The sequence below is a fragment of the uncultured Turicibacter sp. genome, assembly GCF_938044715.1.
Taxonomy (GTDB): Bacteria; Bacillota_I; Bacilli_A; order MOL361; family Turicibacteraceae; genus Turicibacter; species Turicibacter sanguinis.
Map to the genome: position 1 here is coordinate 1 of NZ_CALIOS010000074.1, position 18,778 is coordinate 18,778.

22 protein-coding genes are annotated in these 18,778 nt (G+C 35.1%); 13 read left to right on the forward strand and 9 right to left on the reverse strand.

Features of this window, described 5'->3' with window-relative positions:
• Positions 1-105 precede the first annotated feature (105 nt).
• Positions 106-1,035, forward strand: a complete 930-nt coding sequence (locus QWC74_RS07945; protein WP_262951806.1) for an AraC family transcriptional regulator — start codon at positions 106-108, stop codon at positions 1,033-1,035.
• Between the two features lie 332 nt (positions 1,036-1,367).
• Here the strand turns inward: QWC74_RS07945 and pgeF are convergent, their stop codons facing one another.
• The gene (gene pgeF, locus QWC74_RS07950; RefSeq protein ID WP_006785263.1) at positions 1,368-2,183 is read right to left on the reverse strand and encodes a peptidoglycan editing factor PgeF; all 816 of its coding nucleotides are present in this window, start codon (positions 2,181-2,183) and stop codon (positions 1,368-1,370) included.
• Between the two features lie 254 nt (positions 2,184-2,437).
• On the opposite strand from pgeF, the gene QWC74_RS07955 reads away from it, so the two are divergent.
• Together QWC74_RS07955 and QWC74_RS07960 are read left to right on the forward strand one after the other, a co-directional pair.
• Positions 2,438-3,106: a TrkA family potassium uptake protein gene (locus QWC74_RS07955; protein WP_006785264.1), complete on the forward strand. Its 669-nt coding sequence runs from the start codon at positions 2,438-2,440 to the stop codon at positions 3,104-3,106.
• 146 nt (positions 3,107-3,252) lie between these two features.
• Complete coding sequence (locus QWC74_RS07960) at positions 3,253-3,570, forward strand: hypothetical protein (RefSeq protein WP_006785265.1); 318 nt, start codon at positions 3,253-3,255, stop codon at positions 3,568-3,570.
• Positions 3,571-3,598: 28 nt separating this feature from the next.
• Here QWC74_RS07960 and QWC74_RS07965 read toward each other — a convergent pair whose 3' ends face one another.
• Both QWC74_RS07965 and QWC74_RS07970 read right to left on the reverse strand, forming a co-directional pair.
• Entirely contained in the window at positions 3,599-4,093 is a 495-nt protein-coding gene (locus QWC74_RS07965) for a GNAT family N-acetyltransferase (protein ID WP_006785266.1), read from the reverse strand.
• 12 nt (positions 4,094-4,105) lie between these two features.
• Complete coding sequence (locus tag QWC74_RS07970; RefSeq protein WP_006785267.1) at positions 4,106-4,696, reverse strand: hypothetical protein; 591 nt, start codon at positions 4,694-4,696, stop codon at positions 4,106-4,108.
• A gap of 502 nt (positions 4,697-5,198) precedes the next feature.
• On the opposite strand from QWC74_RS07970, the gene QWC74_RS07975 reads away from it, so the two are divergent.
• Both QWC74_RS07975 and QWC74_RS07980 read left to right on the forward strand, forming a co-directional pair.
• Positions 5,199-5,594: a GtrA family protein gene (locus QWC74_RS07975; RefSeq protein WP_006785268.1), complete on the forward strand. Its 396-nt coding sequence runs from the start codon at positions 5,199-5,201 to the stop codon at positions 5,592-5,594.
• Between the two features lie 197 nt (positions 5,595-5,791).
• A complete protein-coding gene (locus QWC74_RS07980) occupies positions 5,792-6,307 on the forward strand; it encodes a GNAT family N-acetyltransferase (protein ID WP_006785269.1) in 516 nt (171 codons plus the stop codon).
• Positions 6,308-6,550: 243 nt separating this feature from the next.
• Here QWC74_RS07980 and QWC74_RS07985 read toward each other — a convergent pair whose 3' ends face one another.
• From QWC74_RS07985 to QWC74_RS07995, 3 genes are all read right to left on the reverse strand, one after another.
• The gene (locus tag QWC74_RS07985) at positions 6,551-6,967 is read right to left on the reverse strand and encodes a hypothetical protein (protein ID WP_006785270.1); all 417 of its coding nucleotides are present in this window, start codon (positions 6,965-6,967) and stop codon (positions 6,551-6,553) included.
• A complete protein-coding gene (locus QWC74_RS07990; protein ID WP_006785271.1) occupies positions 6,961-7,167 on the reverse strand; it encodes a helix-turn-helix transcriptional regulator in 207 nt (68 codons plus the stop codon). The genes QWC74_RS07985 and QWC74_RS07990 overlap by 7 nt, the downstream gene beginning before the upstream one ends.
• Before the next feature lie 194 nt (positions 7,168-7,361).
• Positions 7,362-8,645: a DUF1002 domain-containing protein gene (locus QWC74_RS07995; protein WP_006785272.1), complete on the reverse strand. Its 1,284-nt coding sequence runs from the start codon at positions 8,643-8,645 to the stop codon at positions 7,362-7,364.
• A 272-nt stretch (positions 8,646-8,917) separates the two neighbouring features.
• Here QWC74_RS07995 and QWC74_RS08000 point away from each other — a divergent pair, with 272 nt between their 5' ends.
• Positions 8,918-9,043 (forward strand): hypothetical protein, encoded by a 126-nt coding sequence (locus tag QWC74_RS08000; protein WP_006785273.1) that lies wholly within the window; start codon positions 8,918-8,920, stop codon positions 9,041-9,043.
• Between the two features lie 391 nt (positions 9,044-9,434).
• Here QWC74_RS08000 and QWC74_RS08005 read toward each other — a convergent pair whose 3' ends face one another.
• Entirely contained in the window at positions 9,435-10,124 is a 690-nt protein-coding gene (locus QWC74_RS08005) for a hypothetical protein (protein WP_040764086.1), read from the reverse strand.
• A 754-nt stretch (positions 10,125-10,878) separates the two neighbouring features.
• Between QWC74_RS08005 and QWC74_RS08010 the strand changes: the two genes are divergently transcribed.
• From QWC74_RS08010 to QWC74_RS08030, 5 genes are all read left to right on the forward strand, one after another.
• On the forward strand, positions 10,879-11,034 hold the full coding sequence (locus tag QWC74_RS08010; RefSeq protein ID WP_006785274.1) for a hypothetical protein: 156 nt from the start codon (positions 10,879-10,881) through the stop codon (positions 11,032-11,034).
• Positions 11,035-11,314: 280 nt separating this feature from the next.
• Positions 11,315-11,764 (forward strand): GNAT family N-acetyltransferase, encoded by a 450-nt coding sequence (locus tag QWC74_RS08015; RefSeq protein WP_006785275.1) that lies wholly within the window; start codon positions 11,315-11,317, stop codon positions 11,762-11,764.
• Between the two features lies 1 nt (position 11,765).
• Positions 11,766-12,179 (forward strand): bis(5'-nucleosyl)-tetraphosphatase, encoded by a 414-nt coding sequence (locus tag QWC74_RS08020; protein WP_006785276.1) that lies wholly within the window; start codon positions 11,766-11,768, stop codon positions 12,177-12,179.
• 231 nt (positions 12,180-12,410) lie between these two features.
• The gene (locus tag QWC74_RS08025) at positions 12,411-13,037 is read left to right on the forward strand and encodes a hypothetical protein (protein WP_006785277.1); all 627 of its coding nucleotides are present in this window, start codon (positions 12,411-12,413) and stop codon (positions 13,035-13,037) included.
• Between the two features lie 242 nt (positions 13,038-13,279).
• Positions 13,280-13,750 carry a hypothetical protein gene (locus QWC74_RS08030; protein WP_006785278.1) on the forward strand — a complete coding sequence of 157 codons (471 nt, stop codon included), beginning with the start codon at positions 13,280-13,282 and terminating at the stop codon, positions 13,748-13,750.
• A gap of 36 nt (positions 13,751-13,786) precedes the next feature.
• Here QWC74_RS08030 and rnjA read toward each other — a convergent pair whose 3' ends face one another.
• Positions 13,787-15,481: a ribonuclease J1 gene (gene rnjA, locus QWC74_RS08035; protein ID WP_006785279.1), complete on the reverse strand. Its 1,695-nt coding sequence runs from the start codon at positions 15,479-15,481 to the stop codon at positions 13,787-13,789.
• A gap of 318 nt (positions 15,482-15,799) precedes the next feature.
• Here rnjA and QWC74_RS08040 point away from each other — a divergent pair, with 318 nt between their 5' ends.
• Both QWC74_RS08040 and QWC74_RS08045 read left to right on the forward strand, forming a co-directional pair.
• The gene (locus tag QWC74_RS08040; RefSeq protein WP_006785280.1) at positions 15,800-16,570 is read left to right on the forward strand and encodes a Cof-type HAD-IIB family hydrolase; all 771 of its coding nucleotides are present in this window, start codon (positions 15,800-15,802) and stop codon (positions 16,568-16,570) included.
• A gap of 18 nt (positions 16,571-16,588) precedes the next feature.
• Positions 16,589-17,932 carry a tetratricopeptide repeat protein gene (locus QWC74_RS08045; RefSeq protein ID WP_006785281.1) on the forward strand — a complete coding sequence of 448 codons (1,344 nt, stop codon included), beginning with the start codon at positions 16,589-16,591 and terminating at the stop codon, positions 17,930-17,932.
• A 24-nt stretch (positions 17,933-17,956) separates the two neighbouring features.
• Here the strand turns inward: QWC74_RS08045 and def are convergent, their stop codons facing one another.
• Positions 17,957-18,511: a peptide deformylase gene (def, locus tag QWC74_RS08050; protein WP_006785282.1), complete on the reverse strand. Its 555-nt coding sequence runs from the start codon at positions 18,509-18,511 to the stop codon at positions 17,957-17,959.
• Between the last annotated feature and the right edge of the window lie 267 nt (positions 18,512-18,778).

Here is an 18,778-nt window from a genome sequence, read left to right on the forward strand (position 1 = left end):
GAATATCGTCAAAATACCCTTAAAAAAGTTGTTTAGTTTAGTGTTGACAATCCAATTATGAATAAATTCATATTAGATAGAAGATACAAGGATTTAGTCGAAAGTATGGGGATATCTATAGAAGAATCTTTAAGAAGATCGGAATTGTCTAAGGATCTCTTTGATAACAAAGTCCCTTCAATGACGGTAGAGGAGTACATTAGATTCATGGATACCTTAAAGGAACTAGCGATAGATTCGTCTGCTCCAATAAAAGTAGCTCAAATTGAAAATGTTGAAACAATTTCACCTCCTATTTTTGCAGCTCTTTGTAGTAAAGATGTCTTAACCTGTATGAAAAGAATTTCAATGTATAAAAGGCTAATCGGTCCTTTAGTATTCTTAGTTACCGAGAATAAAGATCATATCACTCTAGAGTTAACGTTTGAAAAAGAAAGATATCAATTACCTGAAATTTCAGTTGCGCTTGAGCTAGTTTTTCTAGTGAACTGTATTAGAAAAGCTACTAAGAAACATATTATTCCACAACAAATTATGACAACATATCGTTTAGATAGTGAGGAGTACACAGAATTTTTTGGAATAAAGCCAACGGTAGGTCCTAAACATATGCTCATCCTGTCCAAGAAGGATGCACTAGAACCATTTGTTTATCAAAATGATATGATGTGGGATTATTTTGAGCCTGAGTTAAAAAGAAGACTTAGTGAGCTAGAAGTAGAAGATAGTTGTGGTGCTAGAGTGAGAAGTGTACTGATCGAGCTATTACCTAGTGCGGAAAATAGTATCGAACAGGTGGCATTAAAACTTGGTTATAGTAAGCGAACACTTCAAAGAAAATTAAAGGAAGAAAATACAACTTTTCAACAGCAACTCAATCATACTCGAGAATTATTAGCGAAACATTATCTGAAAAACTCAGATATGACAAATGAAGATATCGCTTATTTATTAGGATACCAAGATTCAAATTCGTTTATAAGAGCCTTTCAGATGTGGACAGGAGTCACTATTAGTGAATATAGAAAAAAGTAAATAGGGTTAATCATGTTTATTAACTTACGCATAGGTATCAGAAGATAAACCTGATAGTGAGATGAACATCCATTAGATGTAACAACTAAATTTATAAACATGTATGATTTCCTTGAATCATGACTCAGGAAGTAAGAGACATATCGAATATCGTAAAACGGATTAATAGTGTATTAATCAAAATGGTAAAGGAGTCTAGTTTTCAATATTTTGCTCGTCAAATCTTATTACTATCTAACTAGGATATTCAATTCACACATCATTTAGTTGGAGGAAGGGGATTATTAGGCTCTAAAAAAGGGCAACCTCAATAGAGTTCGCCCTTTTTATGATTAATCTTTTAAGCACATGAAGTTCATCATGCGTCCTGTCACTGAATTTTTTCTAAAACTGTAGAATAAATCGCTGTCTGTATAGGTGCAATAAGAGGTCACTGAAATATTTCCAGCAGGAACTCCTTCATGCAACGCTTGCTTATAGTTGAGCAATTTCGGGTCAAACTTATATTGGCCTCTACCTAGCTCAACAAACGTTTCTTCAACGTTAGCAACACATGATTTCTTCACTTCATCAATTACCGTATCATCAACACGGTAAGCATCGCGACCGATACATGGTCCAATGGTTACGAAGATTTCCTCAGGTTTGATTCCTTCCACATCCTTTAATGTGCGAAGCATTTCATGCATCATTCCATCAACTGTTCCACGCCATCCTGCATGTGCAACCCCGATTAAATGACGAGTTGGAACGTAGAAATAAAGCGGAGTACAATCTGCATAAAACGTTGCTAAGACCACATTTGATTCCGTTGTATAAAGTCCATCTGTTGCCTTAATTCCAGATTCAAAACTGTGGACTCCAGCCCCTAAATCAGCGCTCGTCACCTTATGAACATTCGTCGTGTGTAATTGCTCTGCAAATACCCATTGCTCAAGGGGAGCTTGAATGGCCTCTGCAACAAGTCGTCGGTTGTTTAACACGGCCGTTGGCTCATCTCCAACATGATACGCAATGTTTAAACCTTGGAAGGCCCCAACAGAAGTTCCATCTTGTAGCGTGGTAAACCCTGCAATCAAATTAGAATCCTGATTCATCCATGGTTCAATAAATAATAGATTGTCTTTTTTAATAAACGGTTCTTTCATTCTTTTCACCTCATGCTTATTATAACAGACACTTCATTAAAAGATGTAACAAATTTCTAACGGATGATCGTCATTCAACGTTGAATCCATAAAGTTTCTTTATCAAAAAGAGTTAAATTATATAAGGTTACATTTTTTTTGGATGTAGACGATTGTTTTTAAACGTGTTAAAATAAATCATGAAACTTTAACACATAATAAAGTTTAAAAAAAGTCATCGTGAGATGCCTGACAATAATAAAGAGGGATTTTGTATGGAAAAGAAAGATACAACATTCGCCGTCATTGGTTGTGGCCAATTTGGTGGAAGTGTCGTTGAAGAATTAGCTCGTCAAGGAGCAGATGTTATCGCCATTGATAACAATGAAGAAGTGATTAAAAAATATGTTAATATTGCAACACAAGCCATCATTTTAGATTCAACAGACGAAGAAGCCTTAAGAAGTATCGGAATTCGTAACATTGACCATGTTATCGTAGGAATTGGACAAAATATCCAAGCCAGTATTTTAACAGCCTTATTATTAAAAGAAATTGGCGTAAATAAAGTAACGGTAAAAGTGGTAAATGATTACCATAAAAAAGTTATTTTAAAAATCGGTGCTGATTCAGTCATTCAACCTGAAAAAGATACAGGAAAACGTCTAGCACATCAAATGTTATCAGACTTCGTACTCGATTACTTAGTGCTATCAGACAATTATAGTATCGTTGAATTATTAGCAGCGGGGCCAATTGTTGGGCAAACCTTAATCGATTTAAATATTCCACAACGTTTTGGCATCAATATTGCAGCCATTAAACGTCGTGATAACATTGTTGTACCTCAAGCGAACACAGAAGTCAAAGAAGGCGACGTGTTACTTGTCATTGGAGAAAACAAAGACATCAGTGAATTTGATCACTGGTTATTAAATAGTTAATCAGAGCCAATTTTGGCTCTTTTTTTTTTGTATCAATCGATAATTCATTAATTTCTATACGTGATATAATGAAGTTAAAAAGGTAAAGAGGAGTTGGATGATAAAAGGTGGTATGATCACAAAGATTCGTGAGAGGGCGGAGTTTAATGTATGAATTTTTAGAGGGGCATGGGTTAATACAGATGATTTTATTAATCTTATTTATAGGCTTACAATTTAAATTATCTTTAAAAAAAGATGGGAAGCAAGGGAGTATTATTTTATGGTTGATGGGAATTTTAATGGTACTTCAAACGACAAGCCAAAGTATTAATCAAAAAGAACTCTTAAATTATTATAGTGGGATTGACGTCATCGTAGATTTCTTTATTGAAGCCAAGTTATACACGATTTCATTGATGATTTTAGGATTCATTCATTGTATCTGCCGAATTAAAGTCATCAGTAAACAAAGTGATCATTAAAAGGGTCAAGCAAAAATGCTTGGCCCTTTTAGTATGTTTTCTCTAAGATATATTGACATGCATCATCCTTCATTGGATTTTCAATTTTGACAAGATGGAATCCACATTTGTTGACATAAAAATGATGGTTACGCTTAGAGAAGCCCGGAGTATCGGTACACCACTTCAGGGTATTTGGATATTGTTTCTCAATAAAGTTCCAAATTTTCAAACCGATTCCCTTATTTTGAAGGCTAGGATCAATAAAGATATTTCCTAAGAAATGAATATTTGTGTCGTGATTAAGCCATAGAATGATGCTCCCAATCGGTTTTCCATCCATTGAAATTTTATAAGACGTTGAATTAGGATGAAGCCCAAAGCGACGAAGGAAATCTCCGTTATCATAACCAGCAGGTCCACCCTTCGGTTTATTTAGATGAATTCGTGTATCCTCGTCAAATGCGCGTTCCATGATAGGGGTTAAAATAGTAAGATCAGTTTCATGTAAGATCTCAAATGATAAATTTTCGAATTGTTTCATTTTCATACTCCTTTAGTCTGAATAAGGCTGAAGTGATAATTTAATTAAAATAACCGACTCCCCGACGTTGAAGAACTCGTCTAAATTAACCTCATCTAGCGGAATGCCTATTGGAATATTGGTTGCAATAGAACCTCCATTATTAGCATAATAGATATAAAGTTCTGTTCCAAGTGGGAGAGCCATGGGTTCACTGAAAAAAGCTTGTGAATACTGCGTCAAATCTTCCTCAATTTTGAGACTTCCACTTGCCATCATTCCATCTTTTCCTGACAACACACGGATTTGATTGCCTTGAAAATTGAGACCAATCGTCTCATCAACAGAACGTCCGGCTGGTTCAGGTTCACTCATTCCAAAAAATTGATACTCTTTGACTAATTCTTTTTGCTCATACACTTCATAAGTTAATGAAAGCTCATATCCATCATGAGCAGGCAAATGATTTAACGAATATAATAATACTTTATGACCGGTCAGACTTAATAAATACTCTTCTTTCTCAGATAAAGTTTGAGGAACTAATTCAGTTGTATGGGTTTGACATCCCATTAAAGTAAGGATACAACTCAATACAAGACAACTTCCTAAAAATTTTTTCATTTATATCTCCTCCCATTCTATGCTTATTGTATCATGAAAAATACATTTCTAATTAATTACAATTTATTAGAACGGATTTTGATAATGATTTATTTCCCACTGTTTCGAATCTCTTTGTAAATCTAAAATGATTAAATAGACGCCCCGTTTTAAACTTCAAACGATCGTCTCATATCAAATCTAAGTTTCAGTAGGTTAGACGCTAATCTGGCTAATAGTCCTTTTAAATTTAAAACAGAGCTTTGTTGCTAATAACAAAGCAGTCAGGCGACCTTATCAGCATGACATAAAGGGAATCTAATCATTGATGACCATTTATTTGAACCAGCATATGCCATGAATTTCTGCATATATATAAGTCTAGATAAGTTTTTAATAGGTTAGAAACCTTTAGCTAGACTATAGAATGTCTATTTGGGAGTAGGAATACAGTCGCAAAAATACCTACTAACTTAGTTTATTTTTTTAATTCTGTAAATAGTGGTAAGCAGGGGGCATAGTTATGCAGTTCATTAAAGAAGTAATCAGAAAGTATTTCATTAAATTTGGATTAGTTGGTTTTGTGAACACAATGATTCAACAAGTCATTTATATTTTCTTAGTTTTCAAAGGACGACAATTTATTGGGGCACAGACGTATAGTTTCACGGTAGCACTTTTTTGCTCTTATATTTTAAATAGTCATTTTACGTACGTGATGCCCTTATCGTTCAAACAATTTTTTCATTTTTTTATGGCAAATTTACCGACTTACCTCATCCAGATTCTAACGCTTGTTATTTTAGTAGAAGGATTAGGGGCACCGCGAATAATGGCCTTATTTTTAACACTCTCTGTCACTCCGTTTACTTTTTTACTCGTTTCATTTAGTATGCTTAAAGCAAAGGGAGAGGGATAAAATAAGAAAGAATAGTAAAGATAGTACATCAGTTGATGTGCTATTTTTATTGAATTCATTTCGTTTATCACGACCCTAAAGGGGAATCAGTTGGATAATTTTTGCCATTATTTTATGGATGAAACTTGTTAACTCTTTAAAATGGGTGATATGATAGGAAAAAGACAAATGATTAAGAAGTTAAAAGGAGAATGACGATGAAGTTTAGAAAATCAACGGAAGCTGATCTTGATTCGATTATGGAAATTATCAAACAGGCACAGGCTTACTTTAAAGCAAATGGCATTGATCAATGGCAAAATAATTACCCGAATCTAAGTACGATAAGCCATGACATCGCTCATGGTCATAGCCACATTCTAATCAAAGATAATCAAGTGGTGGCAACGGCCGCGATTTCTTTCGATGGTGAGAAAAATTATAACCAAATTGAAGCGGGAAGCTGGCTAACGGGTGGGGATTATGCAGTGATACATCGAATAGCTGTAGACAACCGTTATAAAGGAACAGGCCTCTCATCAGACATCATTAAGGAAGTCGAGCAACTTTGTTTAGAAAAAGGTGTTCACAGTATTAAAGTCGATACGCATCAGGATAATAAATCCATGCAAAAATTACTTCAAAAAAATAATTTCACGTCTTGTGGCATCATTTATGTGGAGGATGGAAGTCCTCGAATTGCGTTTGAAAAAGTATTAGGTGAGAACATCTAACAAATGAATCGAATGAAAAGACTGAGTTAGCTTTTTGACGGGATGTCCAAAACAACTAGAAGAATCAGTTGAAGATAATTAAAGGTAGGCAGATAAACATTAAATTTCTCAATGTGAATAAAGAAGTCATCTGCATCTGAATCCATCCTTAGAAATCATCGTTAAAAGAAGCGTGGAATCGATGATCATGATGTCGATGATGGAATCAAAGAAAAAGAACCTGCGTGTGCAGGTTCTTTTTTATTACAATTCCTTATCGTATTTCGTCATGAGATAGAGTCCGATACCAACATGAAGTGCTGAAAGAGCACAACAAATCAGCGTAATCCAAAGCGAACCATCCACTAAAATATTAATCCAAGCCACCCCTAACACACACCAGCTTGTAATATCGCCAGCTTTTGCTTTCGCTTTGTCGCGAATCATGACACTGCGTTCATCTTTAAACTCGATTTCATTTTGTTTAACAATTTCAGGATTTTTGTGTTCATAAGAAATCATATAAAGTTGAGCAACACTTAAACCGAATAACCCTGATCCAATTCCAATCAAGATGCCAGAGATCGTCTTAACCGCTTCATCTTGCATAAAAAATCCAAGTGTCACTAATAGTATTCCAACAATCATTCCGGCAATCCAAACAGCCTGTTTTTTTAACATTCTGACTCCTCCTCATAAATAAAAATCTCTTCAATAGTTAAACAAAAATAACGCGCAATCTTAAAAGCTAACACAATAGAGGGATTGTATCTTCCCTTTTCAAGTGAGCTGATTGTTTGACGGGATACCTCAAGAATAGTGGCCAATTCTTCTTGATTTATTCCACGTGCTTTTCGAAGTTCTTCTAATCGATTTTTCACATCGCAACTCCTTTCTGTTTTTTTGATGTAAAGTTAACTTTACATTCATAGTATATGTGATTTGAATGATAATGTAAAGTTAACTTTACGAAAAAGAGATTCTGAAAACCTTTTGAGATGAAAGGGAGAGGAAATAACTGTGAGGAATTAAAAAAAGTGATGAATGGAAAGTCCAATTCATCACTTTTTTACTATTATTCTTGAACAGTTTGTGTCTCCTCTGTTGCTTGATTGACTAGTTCAGATGCTTCATCTGATTCTGTATTTGGTGTTGCCTCAGCATCTGATGTGGGTTCTTCTGCCGGAGTTTCCTCTGTTACCGTTTCTGAATCTGCTGTATTTTCTTCTGTTACTGGCATCTCAATTGCTTCATCGGTTGTCTCTAATTTTTCTGACTCAGGAGCCACGACTTCTTCATCTTGAGGGGCATCTGTCTCTTCTGTTGATTCAACCTCATCGGTTGTTTCTAATGACTCACTAGTTTCAGGAACGATTGCATCTGTTGGGGCTGTTTCATTTCCACCTGTAAATAACCCTTTAATCCAGTTTACGAAATTTTTAAATAAATCAACAAACCAATCACCGATTTTTTCAAAGAAACCAGATTCTTTTAACTTAATTCCCGCTTCTTTTAAGCTTTCAGAAATTTTATCACCGATATTGTTCATCGTTTCCTCAATATCTTTGTAATCAATATTTAAATCATTCACGTCTTCCATCAAACTTAACACACGAGCATTTGCTTCTTCACTTAATTCAACACCATAATTGTTCGTGACATTAATGATAATTTCTTGAATTTGTGTTGAGTTAGGAGAATCCTTGATGACTTGTTGCTTAATATCATTGATAATTCCAGATGCAACATTTGATGAATCTCCTGATGAGTTAATTTCATTCGTTTCATCCTTTAAAATCTCGTCAGCGATATCGAGTGTTGTATCGATCTCCTCTTTAGCGACCACTTTATTCTCTTCTGATAAAGCTTCACCCATAATTTCCTCGGCTCCAGCTAAAATTCCTGCTAAGGCAGACTCGCCCGTTACCATAAATGGAGCAGATACATTAACTTCAGCGTTTGTAATACCAGACGTAATTAACGCATTTGTAAACATTTCGTTCGTTACTAAACTGACGTTTTTGGATGTAACCTGAACACCGCCACCACTTGTTAACTTTACATAGGCAGATGAGTACCATCCCCCTGTATAATTATCTAATGCGTTAGGAGCTAAACCTAGTTGCTCGATTGCTGTTGCATTATCAACATAAATGGCCGGCATATCGGCAGATACACCAAAATACTCGCGTAATGCGGCTTCTTCTTTTTTATTTAAATTTGAACCGAAAGATAAAATTTCGCCTTGGCGATACTCACCACTAAATGAGGTTCCAGCGAAAACAGTCGTCGATGCTCCGAATCCTGCAAAAACAGCTAAAGTTAATACCGCTTTTTTAAATAAACCTTTTTTTATCATAACTTCAATCCTCTATCTTCTCTATAATTTTTATGTGATTCATTTACTAGACTCTAATGATCTCCCCCTGACTCTTCCAAAATTAACGTTATTTTACCATATATCAATTCAGAAAGAAATAGACATCCAGTGTCTAAAACCTTAAGATTTTCTTAAGATAGAGTAGGGACTACATTCATTTTGAGCTATATGATGAAAAATAAAATTGAATTGTTAATATTTGGTTTTTGATTTAAAATGAACTTAATAACAAAAGAGAGAGGGGAGATACCATGTCGGAGACCATGGCCTTATTGATACAATTGGCTGTTATCGGAGTCTTACTGATTCCATTCGTTTATTTATTTAGACTGACGGTTAAAGTATTAAAAGCAAATATTAATAAAAATTCTAAATAGCACCATCAATCTATTTTAATAGGGGAGTACAATAAAACTAGAATCATATAGCAGAGAAATGCTCGTCCTACTGTTAATTATGACATGTTTAATGAGGGAAAATGTTGAGAAAATAAAACAAAAATTAAAGGTTGTGATTTTAGTTGTAGCTACCATCACTTTTTGAGGGAGTTTTCCGGACATAAAAAAATAGAACTCAATCATTGACGGATAAGCTCTATTTTTTAGTTTTAAAGTTGTATTTTATAACAGCGATACGTATCAATGGGTTTAAATCCAACTCTTAAAGTAGCTTCAATTTGTGTAGGAGTTTCTTCATCGACAAAGAAGAGCACATAGTCTAGGGATGGATTGAGACAATCCTCTAAAGACACCGAAAGTAAGTCAAGTTCTAAACCTTGGTTTTGATAGGCTTGATTAAGTGAAAGCCCAAAAATTTCATATTCCACGCTATTACATCTAATAAATAGACTTCCAACAATGGAATCCTGCTCAACACCCACATAAATCTTCCATAAATCAAGATGTTCAAAAATTCGTTTGCTATTCCAGTACAGATTTGGATGATGTGTATCATGGAAGATAGCATACTCGCATAACGTTCCTTAGGTAATGGAATCACTTCATGATGAGGCGTAATAGACATGAAATCCTCTTTTTGAAGTTTCATCGTCACACAGGCATCCAAAAGTTCAGCCTGAATACTTTCTAAGTAAGAAATTGCCACCTGATTTTCAATAGGATAACCAAAAAATAATTCGAAATTTAAATAATGATCGCGAAGATAATCAATAAACTTTGAGGCAACTCGATTAAAATCACGTTTTGCAAAAATTCCCCCTAATGATTGGAGATATAAATCCTGTGACTTTACTTGTAAAGTTAAAACACCTATCAGCTCCTGATCCTCGATATAGGCTAAAATCTTGTCTTCGTTATCATTTAACGATTTAGAAAATCGTTCATAAAGGTCACCAAAATCTTTATATTTTGGAAAACTACACGTCTCTTGCTGACGTTCAAATTCCCAGGCAAATCGAGCCACTTCTGTTAGTAAATCCTCTTTAATTTCAATAATCATCTTTGTTCCTCGTTCCTTTTAAGATTAAAAATGACACGTCGAATCGGATCATAAATAATTCCCCTCCAATAGATGTCAGATCTTAATTATACCTAAACTATGACATGATTTCCTTATTTTTACAAATTATAGTATATAATTAAACTATTAAAAAGGAAGGTTGAGGTTTATTCTTAGTTTCAGTATCTGAACTAGGAGAAATCATGACTTTTCCAAGTCATTAGTGATGAAATAGGAAAAGATTTCAGGGACTGATGGGAAATCAAAGCGGGTTTGCCATTTTAGTTACAATAATCATTGAAGCTTTATTAGTTGTTTAAATAAGTGGAAAAGGCTGAAAATTAATGGCCCAATCTAAGTTAGTTTGAATCAGAGAGGAGTTCAACATGGAAATTTATATCATGCCATCTGCAAATATGATGATCGGACAAGTTATCTCACTTATAGTGATAATCTCGGTTATTTATTTATATGTTTTATTAGTTAGAGCATTGAGAATTTATATTAAGAAACATTCGTAGATATAAAAGGCTCTTCTCTTACTAGGATCATTTGCAACAGCCTGTTTAGATGGATTGTGAGTGATGGTTACGAACGTAAAACAGACAAGAACGTAATTATGGATGAGATTAGTAGTTTTAACTTTTGCCTTACGACAGAAATTTTCTATTGATACAAAAAATAGGACTAAGGCCTTTAGCCTAAGCTATTTATGACATCAAAATCAATGATTTCTAATTAAAGGAGTGAAAAAATGACGAAAGAACTCATCATTGATATTCTCATCGCTATCTGTATTGCCGGAGTTACCCTAGCTGGAATCCTATATTTTTTATCCTATGATTCATACGATAAAGACGTCGATCGGCGACTAAAAGAAAGTGAGAGAAAAAACGAAAAAGGGAAGTGAAATCTGTCTCGATACACAGAGGATATCAAGCCGCTTAAATCTCTTAGCTGTGACATCATGGAGGTCTAAATGACAGACATTTAGTACTTTTGTTTTGAGTAAGAGCATGATGATAGGTGAAACCCTTCAACAGACATGCCTTGGAAGTTTTGATGTTGATGACTTATCCTAAATCTCATCGGGGCTATGATTGGGTTTACCTACTACAAAGGAATCACAAAAATTAACTTAATGTCACCAATCAAGAATCAGATTGAATCCCAACAATAAGGAGAAATAAATGGAAATTAGAAAACTGACAATTCAGGATGAATATTATAATAAAACGATTGAAATGGCCAACCACTGTTCATGGGGAGCAGGGCCCCATTTAGCTAGACGAATGAAAGGGCAACAATTTTCAGACTTCGAATGCCCTTTTGTAGCTATAGAAAAAGGAGAAGTCGTAGGATATTGCACGCTAACCAAAACAGATTTCATTCCAAACTGTCCTTATACTCCCTGGATCGGATTTGTCTTTGTCGATGAACATCATCGTGGAAAAAGAATTAGCCAACAAATGATTCAACACGTCCTCGAATATGCTAAACAACAAGGATTTAAAAAAGTCTATCTTTCAACCGAAGAAGAAAATCTTTACGAAAAATACGGCTTTGTTTACATCGATACCTTAAAAAGTGATGCCGGAACAATGGAAACCATCCTAATGTATGATGTAGCGGGAGAATAAGATGAGTATTGAAAAATCATGTGGGATCATGGTTTATCATTCATTAGAAAAAGAACCAAAATTTTTACTACTTCAAAGTCGAATCAATAATCATTGGAGCTTTCCAAAAGGACATATGGAAATAGGGGAGACCGAAAAAGAGACAGCTATTCGCGAAGTATTCGAGGAAACAGGTTTACCCCTATCAGTAGTAGAGGGGTTCAAAACGTCTTGTCACTACAAATTGGAAAATGGTAACCTTAAAGAAGTTATTTTCTTCTTAGGAGAAGCAACAGAGGCATCTGTTCAAATCCAAGTCGTTGAAATCATGGATTATAAATGGCTCAACCAAGAAGAAGCCATTATGCAATTAACATTTGAAAATGTAAAATTGATTTTAAAAGAAGCCATTCAATTTATAAACGAAAAAAAATAACGTCATTTCTTTGTAAATCACAGTATTTTTTAAAAACAGGAATAAACAAACTTTTATCCGATTGAATGTTTCAAGGAGATAATTTACAAAAAATGATAAAATACATGAATATGATGTATAAAAAAGGTAAAAAATATATCTTGAACACAAAAAATACAAGTTTATGATAACGGTTGTGATATACTTGTTCCATTATCAAAATTTAAGAAAAACTTAAGTGAGGGATAAAGCATGAACTTTAAAAAAATTGGATTAATGCTTTCAGCATTACTTGTGACAGTCGGATTAGCAGGATGTAGCGGGTCAAAATTACCAGAAGGTGATGTTAAGATCGTTAAACAAGATATCAATGGAGTAATCGGATTATTATTAGAATCAGCTGATTATGGACAAGACCAAAGTACAGTTGCTTCCATGGTATTACCAGAAGGATCATCATATGATATCAACCTAAGTGTTGAACAATATGAGAATGGACAATTAGTGAATACATTAGAATTACCGACATATACAACCGCAACAATGGATAAAAACGGAATCGTTCACATGATTTTAAACATCGGTGAAGGTGACATTAAAACTATCTACTCAATTGCAGAAGTGGATACAGAAAAAACAACAGATAGCAAAAACCCACAATATAAAGTGACAAAAATGAATGAAGCACCGATGACATTCGATGCACGTACAGAGATTGGTCAATACGGTGGTGACTTAAATACACCAGTTGCGCTTGCAGGATATGTAACATTCAAAGAGGGTGGAACACAAGAAGGAATCAACTTAACATCATACACGGATGAAGTAGGGAACTACGCCTCAGCAAACATTGTTAAAGTAAACATTGTTCAAAAATAATAGAAAAGAGGAACCCATTATGGGTTCCTCTTTTTTACTTTTCGTGAAGAGCACACAATTAAGCTAGTTGACAATCACAGATGAATGAAGCACCCACTTTGGCTACTTCCTAATCAAAACCAAAAAAATAACAGCTGAAGTTGTTAGTCCATAAAAAAATGACTCTAAATCAAACATTTAATAGAAAAAATATGTTACATTAAAATTAAAGAGAAGGAAGTGAAAGTAAAGGAGAGATTACGATGAAAAAATTAAGAATCATCCTCGTTTTCCTGTGCTTATTAATAGCATTATCTGGCTGTCAAACCTTAACTAAAACACAAACAGCCAATGAATTTGTACAACAATTTATAACGGAATTTTTAACTTATAAATACGATGAAAAAACAGAACAAAGAGAGGCCTACAATCAGTTAAGCGAAAAAATAGCACCATACTTTACTAAAGACTGCTACCTATTTTTTACACAACAGAACTATGGCGTCATCCCCATTCAAGCCGCAGAGAAATATCAATCTGATATCACTGTAAAAGATATTCACTTAGAAGAATCATTTCATGAAGACAAAACAGTGGGGTATAACGTAGAGGTTAGCCTAGAGTTACCAGATGAGGTTGCCAATGTCAATCTGACACTTAGCATTCGTGAGCATCATGATACGTTTGAAATATACGCCATCAAATTTTTCAAAATTGATGAATCATTGCAATAAAAAATCGTAGGGATTTTATTCCCTACGATTTTTTTATTAAATCTCCATAATGATTGGTAAAATCATTGGGCGACGTTGAGTTTTACTAAATAAGAATGGAGCTACTACATCAGAAATGGCAGACTTCAACTCTTCAGTTGAAACATGCTTAGATGTTTGAAGTTTATGTAACACAATCTCGCGAACTGCAATCTCAGTATTTTTAATTAAATCCTCAGATTCCTTCATATAAACAAATCCACGAGAGACCACATTTGGTCCATTTAATAAACGTTTTTCAGCGCGTTTAATTGAAACGGCAACAATGACAAGACCATCTTCAGATAAAATCTTACGATCACGAATAATCTCAGTTCCAACATCGCCAATCCCGCTACTATCCGTATAAATCGTTCCCGAATGAATACGACCTGAAACGCGTGCTCCGTGTTGATTAAAGGCTAACACATCACCATTATTAAGTACGAAGCAATTTTCTTCCGGAACTCCACATTGCACCCCAAGTTCAGCATGAATACTTAACATACGGTACTCACCGTGAATCGGTAAGAAATATTTTGGACGCATTAAATTAAGCATTAACTTTAGCTCTTCTTGTCCAGCATGTCCAGATGTATGAATATCCGTTAAAGGACTATGCGTAATAACCTCAGCACCCGCACGATACAACGCATTGATCGTCTTACCAACACTTAACGCATTTCCTGGAATCGGTGAAGAAGAGAAAATCACCGTATCACCTGGAATAATTTGAATCTGACGATGTGTTCCATTTGCAATACGAGAAAGCGCCGCTAAAGGCTCACCTTGAGATCCTGTACATAAAATGGTAACCTCATTTTGTGGTAAATGCTTCACCTCATTTGCCGATACAAACGTATCCTCAGGGCAATGAATATACCCATATTCTAAACCAATTTTAATTGTGGCTTCCATACTACGACCGAAAATCGCAATCTTACGATTTGTTGCCACACACGCCTCCACAATTTGTTGGACACGGTGAACGTTAGAAGCAAATGTCGCAATAATAATACGACCGTCAATCTTCTTGAAGATATCGCCTAAGCTTTCCCCAACTCGACGCTCAGAAATCGTGAAAATAGGTAATTCACTGTTCGTACTATCAGATAAAAGACATAAAACGCCTTCTTCCCCTAAACGAGCCATCTTAGCATACTCAGCTGGTGGTCCAATTGGTGTGAAATCGAACTTGAAGTCACCTGTATGAACGATAATTCCATGAGGTGTTTTGATTGCAATCCCATAAGAATCCGGAATACTATGATTCGTACGGAAGAACTCAAACGTAAAATGCTTTGATTTAATCACCGTATCAGAATTAAACTCGACAATGTTGGCTTGACGTAATAGCTTACGTTCTTCTAACTTATTTTTAATTAAACCAATCGCTAATTTACCAGCATAGATTTTAGGAATTTTTAATTGACGAAGTAAAAATGGAATCCCACCAATATGATCCTCATGACCGTGGGTAATAAATAAACCTACAATTTTATCTTGATTCTCAATTAAATATTGATAATCTGGAATGACATAATCCACTCCAAGTAAATAATCTTCTGGGAACTTGATCCCCGCATCGATAATACAAATCTCATCGCGGTACTGAACACAGTACATATTTTTTCCGATTTCACCTAATCCGCCTAGAGCGAAAACAGCCACATCATTCGGCTTAATCGGCGAACTTTTTTTGCGTTGACTCATAAGACACGCCCTTTCCTATAATAATTCATTACAATTCAAAAAAAACAATCCATTTTACACTCGTTTATAATTCCTCAAAACGTTTCTGGTCCTTAACATATTCTGGACATCATGCTAACATTATAACATGAGTTTCAAAAAAGGTCGAAAAAATATTTATAAAAATAAATTCTATTAAAGTCCATAACCAACATCTTTTATTATACCATTACATCGAGGGAATATAACAGATTAGGACTTGAATTTATGTAATAAATTTACTATGATGAATGAAATAACAAAAAAATTAGACATAATAAGATAAAGGAAGTGAAAGTGATGGAAAAAAGCTTAATTTTATTTGATATAGATGGCACGATTCTTAAGAGCGAAACGAATCAAATACCGAGTAGCACCATTCTAGCTATTCAAAAACTTCAACAAGCCGGACATGATCTCGGTATCGCAACAGGCCGTGCCTTATTCTTAGTGGATGAGCGCCTTAAACAACTCCCATTCAATACCTTTGTGACAGCAAATGGGCAACATATTACACATAAAGGCGAAGTCATCTATGAAAATGCCATTCCTACAAACGTCATCGACGAATTCATCGAAGATGCCAAAAACCTAAACCAAGTCATTGGACTATTAACCGCTAATCGCGCTACTGTCACTGGAAATAACGAAATCGTTCAAGAATCCTTCAAGCGCGTTTCAATCGACTTCCCAGAAATCTTACCTAACCTACATAAAGAAGAACCGATTTTACAAGCGTGGTATTTCTGTGAAGATTTTGCACAGTTGCCAAAAAAATACAAAGAACATCTACGCTTTATTCCTTGGCTAAACTTTGGAGCTGACATTGTACCAGTGAATGGTTCAAAAGCCGAAGGAATTAAAGCTTTAATCGAATATATGGAACAAAAACCGGAAAAAGTAATCGCCTTTGGAGATGGATATAATGACATCGAAATGCTACAACTAGCCGACATTGGCGTGGCCATGGGGAATGCCTCAGACGAAGTCAAATCATACGCTGATTTCGTCACAAAATCAATTGATGAAGATGGCATCTACTATGCCTGTGAACAACTGGGATTATTTTAAAAGAGGGGAGTGGGCTAGATGCCAAATACACAGCCAAATCCATTAGCATACATCGAACAACTACTCGATGACAAACAATTTCAAGAAGCTGAAAGCCTTCTGCTAGAACAACTAGAACGAAAACAAAACCTAGCGGCCGTCTATAATGCCCTTGGTATCATTGCCATTGAACATTATCAAGATTATAAACTAGCTGAGCAAAACTATCGTTTAGCTCTTGATTATAACGATACATCAGCAACCATTCATTTTAATCTGGCCATCCTTTATGACCAATTTCTAAACAACCCACATCAGGCACTCAAGCATTATCAAAAAGCTATCGAATATGATGATCATTATATCGATGCCTATCTAAATCTAGTGGAACTTTGCATTGATCTTGAAGAAAACGTCGAACTTGCTTACGAATACTCTAAAAAAGTAGAGAGCCTCGACTCAACCAATGCCAGAAACTTAAATAACATCGGATGCATCCTCATTAAGTACAAAAACGACCCAGAACGTGCGGTTGATTACTTTGAAAAAGCAGTGACCTTTGCCAAAAATAAAACAACTTCACTTGCTAATCTAGCTGATGCCTATGTCAAAATTGAATGCTATGATGCCGCGCGAGAAGCCTACGAAGAAGTTCTCAAACTCGACCCAGAAAATGCTCTCGTTTGCCACAACTTTGCCTACATCTTGCGTCATCACTTCCAAGAATATGACGCAGCCATCAAATACTACGAACGTGCCATCGAACTTGACCCCAAAGCTCTCATCTCCTACCAAGGACTTCGAGGACTTTACTCCCTCGATCTTCACGAACCTAAAAAAGGAGTCGAGGTTCTCGTCAAAGCCTTACAATACTTTGACAACGATGAAAGCCTAACATTAGAAATCGCCAATATCTACGACTTCGAATTAGACGATTATGAATCAGCGATCACTTATTATAAAAAAGTCCTTGAGATTAATCCTAATAATCTCTTAGCACTTAACGCTTTATCGTACCTAAATGTTGAAATCCTCAAAAACTACGATGCAGCCCTAGAATATTACCTCAAAATCCTAGAAATCGATGATCAGACACCAAGTACCTATGTTAACATCGGTCATCTGTATTTTTACCATCTATCAAACTTCAAAGAGGCGCTTGAATATTACAATAAAGCTCACCAACTCATCAAATCTCGTCAGTTACCAGTCAAATATGCTGGTGAACTTTATTTTAATATGGGAGCCTTACATGAAAACTACCTAAATGATGAACATCATGCTATTCAATTTTATGAAAGAGCCGTATCGATGGGACGAGATCCAAAAGCTGAGAAAAAACTCATCTCCTTTTATGCCAAAACAAAAGAAAAAGTACATTAAAAAAAGACCGATTTCGGTCTTTTTTTAGAATTCTAATGGTTTAGCATTCGCAATCGGTGCTAAAGGCTGTTTTGGATCAATATGATCGATGAATAAGTGACCATTTAAGTGATCAATTTCATGTTGGAACACAATTGAAACATAGTCACGTAAACGGAATTTGATCTTTTCACCTTTTAAATTATATCCCTCAACCGTAATACGACGGTAACGAGGAACGAAGCCTTCGACTTCACGATCAACTGATAAACACCCTTCACCCATAGGTAAATAAGTGATTTCCTCAGAGTAACTCACAATCTTTGGATTTGCTAAGGCAAGAGAATAAAGTTTTCCTTTTTCATCTTCAGTATGAACAGCAATAATACGTTTATCTAAATTTAACTGAGGAGCCGCAAGTCCAACACTTTCACGCAATTGATACTTCTTAGCAACCTCAGGTGTTTGACTATTAATAATGAATTGTAACATATCTTTCATTAACTGAACATCTTCTTTGCTTAATGGAATCGCGACCTCACTAGCTACCTTAGACAACGTTGGATGTCCCTCGCGAATAATGTCTTTCATCGTGATCATTAAAAACCCTCCATTCTAACTAAACCATATTATATCAAACAAATACAAATTTGGCTAATAGGACAAAAAGGTAATTTTTAAAACTCGATTCAATTGATGACGGAAACAGACGAAATCCTCACATCAGAGAGAGTTGATAATAAAAAAGATGCTATTTGCAAGCAAATAACATCTCTTCTTACACGATTATCTTAAGCCTGGTAATATTTTAATAACTGTACTTATCTAAAGCAGCAGCATCCGATGATAACAAGTAAGATAAATAAT